Source organism: Mesorhizobium australicum (assembly GCF_900177325.1).
Lineage (GTDB): Bacteria > Pseudomonadota > Alphaproteobacteria > Rhizobiales > Rhizobiaceae > Mesorhizobium_A > Mesorhizobium_A australicum_A.
The window spans coordinates 39,519-52,190 of sequence record NZ_FXBL01000003.1; the positions used below are offsets into that span (position 1 = coordinate 39,519).

11 protein-coding genes are annotated in these 12,672 nt (G+C 60.6%); 6 read left to right on the forward strand and 5 right to left on the reverse strand.

Annotated features, from left to right (window positions below; translation table 11 throughout):
- Nucleotide 1: 1 nt before the first annotated feature.
- Nucleotides 2–925 (reverse strand): TniB family NTP-binding protein, encoded by a 924-nt coding sequence (locus B9Z03_RS01345; protein WP_176247382.1) that lies wholly within the window; start codon nt 923–925, stop codon nt 2–4.
- Nucleotides 922–2,574 carry a Mu transposase C-terminal domain-containing protein gene (locus B9Z03_RS01350; RefSeq protein WP_085462473.1) on the reverse strand — a complete coding sequence of 551 codons (1,653 nt, stop codon included), beginning with the start codon at nt 2,572–2,574 and terminating at the stop codon, nt 922–924. Before B9Z03_RS01350 ends, B9Z03_RS01345 begins: the two co-directional genes overlap by 4 nt.
- 298 nt (nt 2,575–2,872) lie before the next feature.
- Between B9Z03_RS01350 and B9Z03_RS01355 the strand changes: the two genes are divergently transcribed.
- Nucleotides 2,873–3,934 (forward strand): site-specific integrase, encoded by a 1,062-nt coding sequence (locus B9Z03_RS01355; RefSeq protein WP_176247402.1) that lies wholly within the window; start codon nt 2,873–2,875, stop codon nt 3,932–3,934.
- Nucleotides 3,935–3,974: 40 nt separating this feature from the next.
- On the opposite strand, the gene B9Z03_RS01360 is transcribed toward B9Z03_RS01355, so the two are convergent.
- Both B9Z03_RS01360 and B9Z03_RS01365 read right to left on the reverse strand, forming a co-directional pair.
- Nucleotides 3,975–4,664: a nucleotidyl transferase AbiEii/AbiGii toxin family protein gene (locus B9Z03_RS01360; protein ID WP_085462561.1), complete on the reverse strand. Its 690-nt coding sequence runs from the start codon at nt 4,662–4,664 to the stop codon at nt 3,975–3,977.
- The gene (locus tag B9Z03_RS01365) at nt 4,664–4,927 is read right to left on the reverse strand and encodes a hypothetical protein (RefSeq protein WP_085462562.1); all 264 of its coding nucleotides are present in this window, start codon (nt 4,925–4,927) and stop codon (nt 4,664–4,666) included. The genes B9Z03_RS01360 and B9Z03_RS01365 overlap by 1 nt, the downstream gene beginning before the upstream one ends.
- A 199-nt stretch (nt 4,928–5,126) precedes the next feature.
- Between B9Z03_RS01365 and B9Z03_RS01370 the strand changes: the two genes are divergently transcribed.
- The 5 genes from B9Z03_RS01370 (at nt 5,127) to B9Z03_RS30370 (ending at nt 11,121) form a co-directional block, all read left to right on the forward strand.
- The gene (locus tag B9Z03_RS01370) at nt 5,127–6,212 is read left to right on the forward strand and encodes a hypothetical protein (RefSeq protein ID WP_085462563.1); all 1,086 of its coding nucleotides are present in this window, start codon (nt 5,127–5,129) and stop codon (nt 6,210–6,212) included.
- A gap of 505 nt (nt 6,213–6,717) precedes the next feature.
- On the forward strand, nt 6,718–7,932 hold the full coding sequence (gene repA, locus B9Z03_RS01375; RefSeq protein ID WP_085462564.1) for a plasmid partitioning protein RepA: 1,215 nt from the start codon (nt 6,718–6,720) through the stop codon (nt 7,930–7,932).
- A complete protein-coding gene (repB, locus tag B9Z03_RS01380; protein WP_085462565.1) occupies nt 7,929–8,942 on the forward strand; it encodes a plasmid partitioning protein RepB in 1,014 nt (337 codons plus the stop codon). Before repA ends, repB begins: the two co-directional genes overlap by 4 nt.
- 155 nt (nt 8,943–9,097) lie before the next feature.
- The gene (repC, locus tag B9Z03_RS01385; RefSeq protein WP_085462566.1) at nt 9,098–10,306 is read left to right on the forward strand and encodes a plasmid replication protein RepC; all 1,209 of its coding nucleotides are present in this window, start codon (nt 9,098–9,100) and stop codon (nt 10,304–10,306) included.
- Nucleotides 10,307–10,518: 212 nt separating this feature from the next.
- Entirely contained in the window at nt 10,519–11,121 is a 603-nt protein-coding gene (locus B9Z03_RS30370; RefSeq protein WP_085462567.1) for a cold-shock protein, read from the forward strand.
- A gap of 313 nt (nt 11,122–11,434) precedes the next feature.
- Here the strand turns inward: B9Z03_RS30370 and B9Z03_RS01395 are convergent, their stop codons facing one another.
- Nucleotides 11,435–12,631, reverse strand: coding sequence for a DUF1173 domain-containing protein (locus B9Z03_RS01395; RefSeq protein ID WP_085462689.1), 1,197 nt, complete (start codon nt 12,629–12,631; stop codon nt 11,435–11,437).
- Nucleotides 12,632–12,672 lie beyond the last annotated feature (41 nt).

Below are 12,672 nucleotides of genomic sequence, written 5' to 3' on the forward strand. Positions count from 1 at the left end.
ATCAACCGACTGCCGCCTGCGGCATCCGCCGGCGCGCCGACTGCGTCATCGACACAAGCGGCAGCACGAGATCATCGCCGAAGCTCACAAGGTCGAGCCGTTCCCTCCCCGACCGGATCGCCTCCTCAGCCGCCGTTTCGATCAATCGAAAAATCCGGGCCGTGACGCCGCTGGTGAGCACATGGATCCGCTCACGAACCGCGGCGCTTTCGAGGTCGGAAGGCGCGCGCAGGGGCAGGATACGGGACAGGCTCTTCAAGAGCCGCGCAAGGGCATGGTCGTTCTTCCAGGGTTTTAGGTGAAACGCCTCGAAGCGCTCGGCGAGTTGCGCGTCCGTGAGCAAGGCCTGTCGCGCCAGATCGGTGCCGGCGCAGACAAGCGGAACCCTCAGGTCATTTGCGAGAAACCGCAGGGCATTCAGAAAAACCCGCTGTTGCCGGTAGGTCCCCGCCAGCATGCCGTTGACCTCGTCGAGCACGATCATCCTGGCGCCGACGGTGCGCAGCAGCGAGCGGCAGATGTCCTTCTCCCGGGCAAGTGTGCCGCCGACGAGCGCCGGGGCTTGCACGCTGGCCAGCAATTCCCGGTAGAGATCGCGCTCGATCGGTTCCGAGGGCACCTGCGCCAAGACGACAGGCCTCGTCGTAACGCCGGTCGATTGGCAGAAGGTGGCCGGATGCGCACGCTCGAATTTGCGGATGATCTTGGTCTTGCCCATGCCTGTGTCGCCATAGATCAAGAGGCAGGGCATGCGGTCGCGTGGCGGATAGTCCAGTAGGGAATTTAGGCGGACGAGTGCCGCCTCCGCCTGCTCGAACCCGATCCAGCGGTCGGCCTTGATCCAGGCAATGCGCTCTTCGTCGGGCAAAGCGGCATAGCGGCGATAGCTCTCGTCGAGGTGTTCATATGTCCCCTCCCCTCTCATGACCATTCCTCGACGGCGTAGACGGGGACCTTGCTCCAGTCGATCGGCCGCTCATCCTCGATTTGCGCAGGCTCGGCCGCAACCGGCGAGTTTGACGCGGCATCGCCGAGCGCTCGGTCGCGCCTTTCCGCCAGTTGACGCGCCGCCCTGGTTCGCAAGGTCGCTTCATCGACCAATGCGCGTTGCGCCTCGATGGTCTCGAAGATCAGCTGCTCGTCGACCAGCGCAAGACCGTGCTCCCGCAGGGCGGTCCGGGCACGGCGATGTTCGCCAAGCGTGATCGGCGGGCGTCGTAGATCGGCAAAGCGGATCGGCCAGCGCTTACCGTCCGGAGCACGCACGAAAATCCTCGAAAGATCGCGTGGGTCGTAGGAAACGGGCAACGGCCGATCGAGCCGGCCGGCCCAGATGCTGAGGACGTCATCCCAGTAGCGAAGACCGAACAGGTGAATGCCGTCGCGCCGCACCAACCGGTCGACGCTGGGAAGGAAATCGACCATGAAACCGGCCAGATCGTGGGGATGACGTACTGGTCTGGCACGACGGGCCGCGGCCTCATGCCAGGCCGCCAGAGGTGGAATTCCAAGCGTTCCATGCCGATCGGCGTGGTAGCGCATGATCTCGAGCGCCATCCACCGCTCCAGCTCATCCATCGTCATCGTCGCATTGGCGGCGGAATCGTAGCCGCCGCGCTCGTCGATGTCGCTGAACGTCGTGCCTGGCAGAAGATGGACAGCGCCCATCATGGTGCCGATCAGCCGTTCGATGTGACCACCATAGTGGGGTGTGGCGACCGGACGGTGGATGAGTTCGATGCCGTATTCCTCAGCGCCGCGCCGAAGGGCACGCGACCGGAATTCCTTGGCGTTGTCGAGATGAATCGCGTCCGGAAACCCGGAGATCGGCCACTCCGTATCGATCCCCAGCCCGGCGAGCCATGATTCTTTCGGCTGCACGATATGCTGGATCGCGAGAGCCACCGAGACCGTCGACGGCGCCTCGAGCGTCAGGTAAAACCCGGCAACCATGCGGCTTGCGATGTCGATGGCGAGCGTCAACCATGGCCTCTGCAGCGGCCGACGATACTGGCGATCGACGACGATGACATCGACCAGCGTATGGTCGATCTGGACAACGTCGAACGCGAACTCCGCGGTATATTCCCCCGGCACTGGCCGGAAGCGATCACGTGCTGCTTTCGAGCCAAGCCGTGCCTTGGTCAGTTCGGCAGGATCCATGGCCGTGATCCGCGCCTTTACCGCATGCCAGGACGGTGCGCGCACGCCACGCGACCGGCAGAGTCTGCGGATTTCCTTGTGCAGCCGGTTGATGCTCGGCTTCTGGCGTGTCTTGTAGAAGTCCCGCACCGCTTCGGCGATCACGGCTTCGGTCTCGTCCGGCAATCGGCGGCTGCCTTGCCGCGTCCCCGCAGGGCGCGGCAGCAGCGAACTCGTGACGGGATGCTCCTGATACGCCCTGGTCAGTTCATAGAGCCGAGTGCGCTTCAGGCCGAGTTCATGGCAGGCTCGGAAGAAATCTGCCCGACCTGGGCTGTCGAGCGACACAAGCCTTCGGATCACGACTTCCCTTGCAACCGCCTCGCTCCAGGCGGTGTCATCGATCGTGTCCTTGTCGGGTCCGTGAACCACAGCAGCCTCGCTGTAAAGTTCGTCCGATCGAATACTACGAAAAATCCAGTGATTCGGCTAGAATCCGCCAATGAACTCCGAACATGATTCGCGCCAGATCAATAGCTTGTCGTCCGCCGATGAAACGCGAGCGACAGCCCGAATCGTCGATCAAAACCTCGAAAAACGTACTCGGCACGGCTCTGCTCGATCACAGGAAACGCCCCCGGGTGTCGCCCTGACCGCGCCGGCGGGCTCGGCCGACGACGACGCGCCGATCGCCGAGGACCTGCCCGACATCATCGATGTCGTCCTGGACATGGGCCGTGTGCCGGAAGAGCCGCCAGCGGAAGCCCCCTCCCCTCCCCTCGCGGCCGTCCCCACCTCGCGATTGCCGGGCCATCTCGACGCGCTCGCCGATCGGGCGCGCGGCTATGTCGAGGCGGCGAGTTCGGCCAACACGCGGCGCGCCTACGGGTCAGACTGGAGGCACTTTGCAAGCTGGTGCCGGCGGCAAGGCGTTGAGCCGTTGCCACCGGCCCCGCAAACCGTCGGCCTCTACATTACCGCCTGCGCCTCCGGGACCGTGACCGGCGACAAGAAACCGAACTCCGTTTCCACCATTGAGCGCCGGCTGTCGTCCCTTTCCTGGAACTACTCCCAACGTGGGCTAACGCTGGATCGCAAGGATCGTCATATCGCAACCGTCATGGCCGGCATCCGCAACAAGCACGCAGCCCCACCTCGCCAGAAGGAAGCGGTGCTGCCCGAGGATCTCATCGCCATGCTGGAAACGCTCGACCGCGGCACCCTGCGCGGTCTGCGGGATCGTGCCATGCTGCTCCTTGGCTTCGCCGGCGGACTGCGCCGTTCCGAGGTCGTCGGTCTGGACGTAGGCCGCGACCAGACCGAGGAGTCTTCCGGCTGGGTGGAAATTCTGGACAAAGGCATGCTGCTGACATTGCGGGGCAAGACCGGCTGGCGGGAGGTAGAAGTCGGCCGCGGCTCTTCCGACACGACCTGCCCCGTCGTGGCGCTTCAAACCTGGCTGAAGTTTGCGCGTATTGCCCACGGCCCTCTGTTCCGGCGCGTCACCGGCCAGGGCAAGGCGGTCGGCGCCGAGCGGCTCAACGACCAGGAGGTCGCGCGCTTGGTCAAACGCACGGCACTCGCCGCCGGCGTGCGCGGCGACCTACCCGAAGGCGAGCGCGCAAAGCTGTTTGCCGGACATTCATTGCGGTCAGGCCTCGCCTCCTCGGCCGAGGTCGACGAACGTTATGTGCAAAAGCAGCTCGGCCATGCGTCCGCGGAGATGACGCGCAGATACCAGAGGCGCCGTGACCGATTCCGGGTGAATCTGACAAAGGCCTCGGGGCTCTAGAAAGCCCCCTCCCCTGCCCCGCTCGATCATCGGGGTACGGTCAGGTCTTAGGGGGCGACAACACCTCATCGAGCACCGCCAGCGCTGTGTCCAGACTATCGGCCGTGGCCGCCTCATAGTCGGGCATGATCATCAGCTGCGATATGGCGCGGTCGACAAATTCCGGGTTCAGTTTCTCCAACCGGTCCTTGGTCCGGGAAACCTGCTCGGGGAACGCTCGCAGAGCTTCGACCAGAGGCTCCAATTGGGTGCGTGCTGCAGCAGCGATATCGAAAATGTCACGTGGTTTGGCTTCCGCTCCCCTGTAGTAGACCTTCTTAGCGATGATTTCCGGAATGGTCTCGATCTGCACGGCCCTGCCCTCGACGTTTCGTATCTGGAAGGGCATCAACGTCAGCGGTCCGGCTACGATGAAATCGATCTCGCCGACATCCTCGAATGCGAACTTTTGGAACCGCAGTCCGTCGCCCTGATAGGCTGACGGCACCAGATCAAAACGCAGTCGGCTTCTGGACGGATCGATGAACCCAAGCAGTTGAGGATCATCCAGGAAGATATCGATGTCATGGCTTTCGCGATGACCGATCTGAATCATCATTGCCGTACCGCCGCCAAACGACCATTCGAAGTCGTGGCCGCCAGTATTCTCTCGCAGCTGGTCAATCAGATCGACGGCAATGCTAAAAAGCCGCCGCCACTCGGAAGGGCGCCGACCATCCTGTCCGACCATCACGCAGCGAGCGGATAGCTCTCGCCGGACCAGGCAGAGAACGCAGCGGCAAATGCCTGCAGATCGGGGACAGGGATATGATGGACAGCAGCAAACTCGACCTGCAGCAAAGGAGAAACCTCACCGAGAAAGGTGCTGACATGGCCAGGGTGCTGTTTGGCCAAGTCGAGATCCACAAGGCAATGCGCCAGCATCGCGTCGTCCAGCTGCATGCTGTAGGGCGCGTTCACGGTCGTCAGGACGGAAGCCAGATGCTTGTTCATAGTCGCGGTAAGGTAATCTTTTCGAGCTCGTGACACAAGTTGCGGCCGCCGTCGCCGTCGAGAAGGCAGATAACATTCCTATCGACAATGTACCTGTGATCAATGGCGATTGATATCGCGCAGCAAGTTCGCCAGAATCGCGATGATCGCCACCTGTACCATGCCGAATTGCCCTTTCCTCGGACGAGAACCCCCGAACATGTCCGATACCCCGATCCGCCTCCCCGACGCCGTTACGGTGGAAGCCGTCCTCGCCGGTCTGGACCCAGCCTCGGCCGGCCAAGATCTCGCCCCTGCCCTTTCGGACGCATTCCCCGGCTTCGCGTTCTCAACGGCGGCGGTTGACGATTTCTACTGGCGCGATGCCCGAACGGTTTTGGCGGCTGACGGCGCACGGCTAGGCGATCATCGTGCATGGGTCGAACGCGAACTTGCGGCCCATGACGGTGATCTGGCCGCCTTTTGGAACCGATATCGCGACAGTGGTCTTTGCTTTACCGAATGGCGCGGCACCGCGGCGTTCGGTTTCGCCCCGACCGGACCAGGTGTCGCCGACTTCGTCCAGCTCTCGTTCGGTCGCGAGATCGAGGTGTTGGCCGGGCCAGTCGTCGATCCCAGCTATCGCCCCTGGAGCGCCGACGATCTTCTCGAGCCGTCCTGGGTCCAGCGCGAGCCGGTGACGGATGCGCCGGTGCTTGCTGGCCCGGTGTTCCGGCTGCAACGTCGCAGCGGACTTATCCATATGCGTAGTTTTCTGGCCACCCGGCAGCGCCTGGAACGCGAGGAGCGCGAAGTCCGGCGTCCGGAACTGGAGGCCCGAGCCACCCAGGAGGTAGGGCGCGATTATATGAAGGAGACACCGTTCCTGAAACTCAATCCGGAATGGTTCGATCTCGTCCCGCGCGAGGTCCGAATGTTCCAGGACTGGCAGCGGTCCAGCGCTTCCGCGCAGCGGATTTTCGAGCACTGGGCCTTCGACATCAAGGACTATCAGGAACAGGGCCGGCGCAAGCTCAGCTTCATCCCGCGTCCGCTCAAAATGCCTGCTGAAAGGTTGCTCGGCGAAGAGGGTGGTTCCATCCACCGCCTGATGGAGCGCATCGAGGCGGTCGACGCCGAGGCCGGCCTGTCCTTCGCTTGGTTCTTCCTTATGACGCATGGCCACTGGGTCGATCCGGATATCGGACATGCAATCGCCGACGGCCTTCGCGCGGGGCGCGTGCGGCTGCTCGACCGCGACGCGCGGGTCCTGCTCGACTGGACGGACAATCGGTACATCTTCTGAAACTGCGACCGACGCCTGGCCGCCCAGCGGGCTCGATCCGCTATTGTTCCTCAATCCCTGACAGCACCCCGTGAGAATCCGCTCCCCGGGACCATGCGGTAATGCAGAAGCGATCAGTAACTAGGCCGCGCGCGCTTACAGTTGCGCTGAACTGCAATAGAGATCGCCGCAGTTTTTACGATGCGGCCCAACCCAATGTCGGTATCCTCCGCCTGAATCATTAGTCAGTGCCATCGGCCAAATCAAAGACGGCTATCCGTGATAGGGTGAAAGTGGGCAAGTGCACGCTGGCTATGGGGCGTACCAGCCGGTTGGCGCGAACTCAAAATCCTCGAATTTCCAGCATCGGGTGTTCTCAGCTGAGAACTTGGATTACGCTACCCCGGGCTAGACACAATACGCGCCATCAGCGTTAACTCCTCGTTAACCCTTAATTCATTGACGCACCCTGAGACTCACGGCATCTTACGCTCAAATTCAGAAAAGACCGTATCGAGCGTTTTTCATGCCTGAGAGCATCACTGTAGAAGCCCCCCGCGATTCTGCTCCGAAATCGCTCACGCGACTGATCGAGGGCGACGCGGATATCCTAAGTGCCCAGCTACAGCAACTGCGCGCGCGGGCCTTCCCGCCGTCGGCCGAGAAAGAACTGCGAAAGTTCATGGCCGGCGAGGCTGCTAAACTAATCGGCATCAGCGATGCCTATTTGCGAACGCTTGTCCTCGACGGCGTTATCCCTGAGGCCGAGAAGAACGCAGCAGGCCGTCGGCTCTACTCGCTCAAGCAAATTCACGACATCCGCGATCATCTAGGGAAGAACAAGAAGGGATATGTCCACAGGCGCGCGGACGGTGATAAGTTGCAGGTGCTCGCAGTAACGAACTTCAAGGGCGGATCTGGGAAGACCACCACCAGTGCACACCTAGCGCAGTTTTTCGCGCTTCGAGGGTATCGGGTCTTGGCTGTTGATCTCGACCCCCAGGCATCGTTGTCTGCACTATTCGGGATCCAGCCAGAATTCGATTTGGAGGCTAACGAAACAATTTATGGGGCGATCCGCTACGACGAGCAGCAGCGACCGCTCCGGGACATTGTACGCAAGACCTACTTCACCGGTCTCGATATCGTTCCAGGCAATCTCGAGCTTCAAGAATTTGAGCACGAGACCCCGCGCGCTTTGACGGAGAAGTCGCGCTCTGCGGACAAAATGTTCTTCACGCGAGTAGCTACTTCACTTACCTCGGTCCAGGGCGAATACGACGTTGTAGTTCTCGATTGCCCGCCGTCCCTAGGCTATCTGACACTGTCAGCCCTCTGCGCGGCCACCTCGGTACTGGTGACTATCCATCCGCAGATGTTGGATGTGGCATCCATGTCGCAGTTCCTGCACATGACGGCGGGATTGTTCGACGTGGTCGAAAGGGCAGGGGGCAATGCAGGCTATGACTTCTTTCGCTATGTCCTGACACGGTACGAGCCTAACGACGGTTCGCAGTCGCAAATTGCAGGATTGCTCAAGGGTCTGTTCGGAGATCGAGTTTTGACCAACGCGATGGTCAAATCTGCAGCCATTTCAGATGCGGGGATCACGAAGCAGACGCTCTATGAAGTGGGCCGCGAGAACTTCCATCGCCAAACCTACGACCGCGCCATCGAGGCACTGGATGCTCTCAACAGTGAAATCGAAGCGTTGGTGTCACAGACGTGGGGACGCAAATGATAAAGAGACGCGACGCCCTTAAGGAGTACCTGACGCCAATCACCTCTGAGTTCTCACCTGAGAACTCGCCACCTAGGCCTCGACCACAAGTTTCCTCTGGAGCCCTCCAGAGCATGAACGAAGCGATATCTGGCTTCACGCAGGAAGCCAATGAATTGCGCAAAGCGATGGCCCGCGGCGAAACAATCGTCGAAATCGATCCAACAGACATTGATTCATCTTTCGTGAAGGATCGTCTTGACGATTTCTCAGGTGAAGACTTCGACGCCCTCGTCCAAAGCATTCGCGAAAACGGGCAGATCCTGCCTGTTCTAGTCCGCCCTCACCCCGAGAAAAGCGGCCGCTATCAACTTGCATTTGGGCATCGTCGGGTCGCCGCTCTTCGTCATCTTGGCGGGAAGGTCAAGGCTTTCGTACGAGAGTTAACGGACGATGAACTGGTAATTGCACAGGGCAATGAGAACCTAGAACGAAAGGATCTTAGCTTTATCGAGAAGGCTCTATTTGCGTTTCGCCTCGAAGAGCTAGGGATGTCGCGCGCCGTCATTATGTCCACTTTCGGGACCAGCTCGAAAGGCGTGCTATCAGAAATGATTGCGCTCGCACGAAAGCTGCCAGTAGAACTGATCGAGGCTATCGGTTCAGCTCCTGGTGTCGGGCGGCCCCGGTGGGACGCCCTCGCAGCGCAGCTTGCAACAGCCGGTGACGTAGTTTGGAAGCAAGCTGTCGCAACAGCAAACTTCAATAAGCTGACGAGCCCAGAGCGGTTTGAAGCCATCCTCGAGGTACTCAGGGACCCAAGCTCGCGGGGTTCAAAGCCAACCCGTGATCCCGCGTACTGGGCCCCTAAAGACAAGTTAGTTAGCGTCACGGTGAAGGCGACCGCGAAGAAGGCGGTTGTGACCTACGAAGCCAAAGACGGCCCGAGCTTCGCAACATACATCGCACAGCAACTGGATGACCTCTACGAGGCGTTCCGGAAGTCGGAAAAAACATCAACAGGAGTTTGAAAACCGCAAAAGAAAAAGGCCCCCGAACGTCACCGCTGCGGAAGCCCTTCTCAGATCTAGGCAATCAGAGAATCACATTTCCGCGAATCACTGTCAAGAGTCTCGGCGTCGATTGGGCGAGCAGATTTCTTTTGCCTGATTGAAGGTGAAGGAAAATGGAGAGGGAAATTGCAACGACTCCCTTCGGGAGCCGGCCGATGTCGCTTGCCCTTATGGCAGCGCAAATCGGCGCTAAGGAGATTCCGAAGGGCAAGACCGTCGAAAAATGGCAGGTCTATCGCGATCTCTGCGAGGGGAAGACCATTGTAGGCATCGGCGATCGATCGCTGGCCGTCCTGGCCGGCTTGTTGTCATGCCATCCGGACGATGAACTGTCTGAAGAAAACGGGCTGATCGTCTTCCCGTCGAACAAGCAGCTGTCGCTGCGCTCGCATGGTATGGCAAACGCCACGCTCCGCCGGCACCTGGCGGCGCTGCTCGACTGCGGTATTATCCTGCGCAGGGACAGTCCCAACGGGAAGCGATATGCCCGCAAGGGCAGGGGAGGGGAATTGGAGGACGCCTTTGGCTTCTCCGTAGCTCCCCTGCTGGCACGCGCCGACGAGTTCCACGCAGCGGCCGAGCGTGTCCGTGCCGATGGTCGTGCACTGAAGCTGATGCGTGAGCGCATCACGCTGCAGCGCCGCGACATTGCCAAGCTGATCGAAGCCGCGATCGAGGAGGGCGCCCCGGGCGCCTGGCAGGACCTCTGGAGACGGTTCAGGGCCGTCGTGGACCAGCTTCCGAGGAAAGCGTGCATCGAAGAGCTGGCGCCGTTCGCAGCGGAGCTGGACGTGATCCGTGGTGAAGTCGACATCGCATTGAATAACTTCATGAATGTTACGAATCCGAGCGCCAATGAGTCTCAAAATGAGCAGCAGCAATCTGATTCAAATCCCGAGTCTCATTTTGAATTTGAACCCGCTTTCGAGAAAGCCAGGGGCACGGTCGAGCCTAGACCACAACCGGCGGAGCCGCCAAAAACGTATCACCTTGGACTTGTGCTGAAAGCCTGTCCGGATATTGCGGGTTATGCCGCCGGCGGAATCGCAAACTGGCGCGATCTGATGGCGACCGCCGCGCAGGTGAGGGGATATCTCGGGGTGTCGCCATCGGCCTACGAGGATGCCTGCCACGTCATGGGGCCGGAAGTCGCGGCGATTGTCGTCGCCTGCATCCTGCAACGGGCCCAGCATATCGACTCGGCCGGCGGGTACCTGCGTGCGCTGACGGAAAAAGCCAGGGCAGGGCAGTTTTCTGTCGGACCCATGCTCATGGCTGCGTTCAAGGCCTATTCCTCCGCGCCAGAAAGGAAAGCGGGATGATCTGGGGAGCTTCTGAAAACGGTTCCGGCGGGTGTTGGGGGCGGAAAAGGGGCACTGCCAGGCAGGTCAGAATCCACCGGATCGCTGTTGCGCTTTAGGCAGCCTGTTCAGGGTCGTTTCGTGAGCAAATCGTCATTTGACACAAATGCGTCGATCGACGGAGATTATCCTTGGGGAGGTGAACTACGCTCTGGACGTATACCGAGGCGAAAATGGGCAAATATAGAGACCATCGCGAGCGACGCGGGAAACGCCACGGCAATGAGCAGGGATCCTTCTCGGAGCAGATATACGAACCGAGCTACTTTCAAGACGCGCCAGGCGTGACCCCTGACACTGTCGATGCCGAAGTGATCTGGTTTAACGCCGGCAAGGGTTTTGGCTTCGTCAAGCTGTCGGATGGCGCCGAGGCCTATCTGCACATTCGTGTCCTCGAGGCGGCTGGCAGTAGCGATCTTTTCGACGGGACGCAGCTCAAGGTCACCGTGGAAAAAGGTCCTCGTGGTCCTCAGGTCGCAAAAGTGATCGACATCGGCGTGCAGACCCCGAAAACTCCTGCAGGCATGCAACTTGCGGGAGAAGCCACTGGCGAAAGCGATGCGCGGCTGGAGAGCCCAGGTACGGTCAAGTGGTACAATCCCGAGAAGGGCTTCGGCTTCATAGCGCCCGAGGACGGTCAAAACAATATCTTCGTTCACGCCAGCGCTCTGACCCGGTCGGGGTTCAGCGTCCTGGAAGAGGGACAAAAGGTGATTTTTGAGGCCGGGCAGGGCAAGAAGGGCATGGAGGTGAGGGCCATCCGTCTGGCCGAGTAGCCGACTGCCTGTACGAAAAAGCCCGCTGCCGGGAGGAGGTGGCAGCGGGCTCGATTTTCGAACACGGCGCGGGAGGAGGTGCACCGCATCCAGCATCGGCATCGCATCTGGGAGGAGTAGATGGCCGATACGGGATCATACCGCGCAGCGCTGATATTGCAATGCACAATTTTGTATTGCACGTGCGAAAGTCGCAATCGAGCCCGCCGTGAAACAGCTCGAGGTACCTGGCGATCTAGAACGCCGGGCTCAGCGAACGGTTTGCCAGCCGACCAGAATCCACTGACAGCCGAGGCCACTCTTTGTGCGAGGTTCAACGGAAGGGCAGGGGAGGCATCTCGCCGTCCGCCGTGCGCCAGATCCATGCGCCGATTTCCGGACGTGACGTGATCAGTTCTTGCAGCGCCCCGTCGTACGCATCGTCCGCCGAGGGCGGAACAACGTACAGAGCGACCGGCTGCGATTGGGACTGCAACATAGCGGCTGCCGTCGGCTGTTCGGCCGGCAGATTGTAGCGCAACCCCTTAACGCTGCGATCACGCAGCCTGGCCAGTGTATCTACCAGCTTCTTTTCGTAGGCGGAGTCGTAGGGAACCCAGTTTTCGGCCACGACCATGAGAGCCATGTCCTCGACGACCGCAAGGCCGGCGGGCGTCAAGCCGAACGTAGCGATCGTCATCAGGTGAGAAGCCTCGTCGGCTTCCCACAGTGACAGCTCGTTCGCGAAGCGCCCCTGGAGACGTCCGTGCAGACCTTCGTCGAGCAGCAGCGGAAAGTCCGGCAGGTGCTTGACGATCAGCCGGTGACCGCTGCGCGTCGGAGCGAAATCCTTCACCTCACCCACCAGGATCATCAATTTGCGTGGACCGCTTTTTGGCGGCAGCGCCGGAACCAGCGCCGCGGCCCGACGCTGTTCGATTGCCGCCTTATCCGCCGCGCGGAATGGCTCGGGCACGAAGAGCGTCTCTGTGAGCGGTCCACCCTTTACCGTCATCTGGCCTGCGGCCTCGATCAGGTGCCAACGAATGTTCCACCAGTGACGCTTGCCGGCCCATCGCGATGTCCAGGCTGTGAGCTCGGCTTGGTGCCAGAGATAATGGAGCACGCTGCGCAAAGAGAGCTTTTTCGCGTCACCAGCGACAGTGTCACTGCCATTCGCCCCTGGATTGGGAGCTGCCCGTGTTCCGATCTTCGTCAGGCTGAAGGCAACTTTCAGCGCCGACATTCCACTTTCGGCATCAACCTGGATAGCGTTGCCCATCAACACGCCGAGCCCCGACAATTCGTCCGGTGGCTCATAGGATGGGCAGGCGGGATCATGCCCGCCGCCTGACATCGGCATACGCTTGACAATGTACTGGTCGCCGACCTGGGCGATGTACATAGCCAGTCCACCATCCTTGCACAGGCAAAGTGGTCGGATTCGCTTACGGTAAGCGTTAGCTAATGCGTTGAAGAACTCTGGTGCTGTCTCCTCGATGATCAGATCGGCAAGTTTGAATCGTCGCATCGCCTCCATCGCTCCGGACGCCGCCGCATCCCCTGTCGAGC

Excerpts from the sequence above, each read along its gene's own strand:
- B9Z03_RS01345 (WP_176247382.1), bottom strand. The coding sequence starts at position 925 with ATGAGAGGGGAGGGGACATATGAACACCTCGACGAGAGCTATCGCCGC.
- B9Z03_RS01355 (WP_176247402.1), top strand. The coding sequence starts at position 2,873 with ATGGGCCGTGTGCCGGAAGAGCCGCCAGCGGAAGCCCCCTCCCCTCCC.
- B9Z03_RS01360 (WP_085462561.1), bottom strand. The coding sequence starts at position 4,664 with ATGGTCGGACAGGATGGTCGGCGCCCTTCCGAGTGGCGGCGGCTTTTT.
- B9Z03_RS01365 (WP_085462562.1), bottom strand. The coding sequence starts at position 4,927 with ATGAACAAGCATCTGGCTTCCGTCCTGACGACCGTGAACGCGCCCTAC.
- B9Z03_RS01370 (WP_085462563.1), top strand. The coding sequence starts at position 5,127 with ATGTCCGATACCCCGATCCGCCTCCCCGACGCCGTTACGGTGGAAGCC.
- repA (WP_085462564.1), top strand. The coding sequence starts at position 6,718 with ATGCCTGAGAGCATCACTGTAGAAGCCCCCCGCGATTCTGCTCCGAAA.
- repB (WP_085462565.1), top strand. The coding sequence starts at position 7,929 with ATGATAAAGAGACGCGACGCCCTTAAGGAGTACCTGACGCCAATCACC.
- repC (WP_085462566.1), top strand. The coding sequence starts at position 9,098 with ATGGAGAGGGAAATTGCAACGACTCCCTTCGGGAGCCGGCCGATGTCG.
- B9Z03_RS30370 (WP_085462567.1), top strand. The coding sequence starts at position 10,519 with ATGGGCAAATATAGAGACCATCGCGAGCGACGCGGGAAACGCCACGGC.
- B9Z03_RS01395 (WP_085462689.1), bottom strand. The coding sequence starts at position 12,631 with ATGCGACGATTCAAACTTGCCGATCTGATCATCGAGGAGACAGCACCA.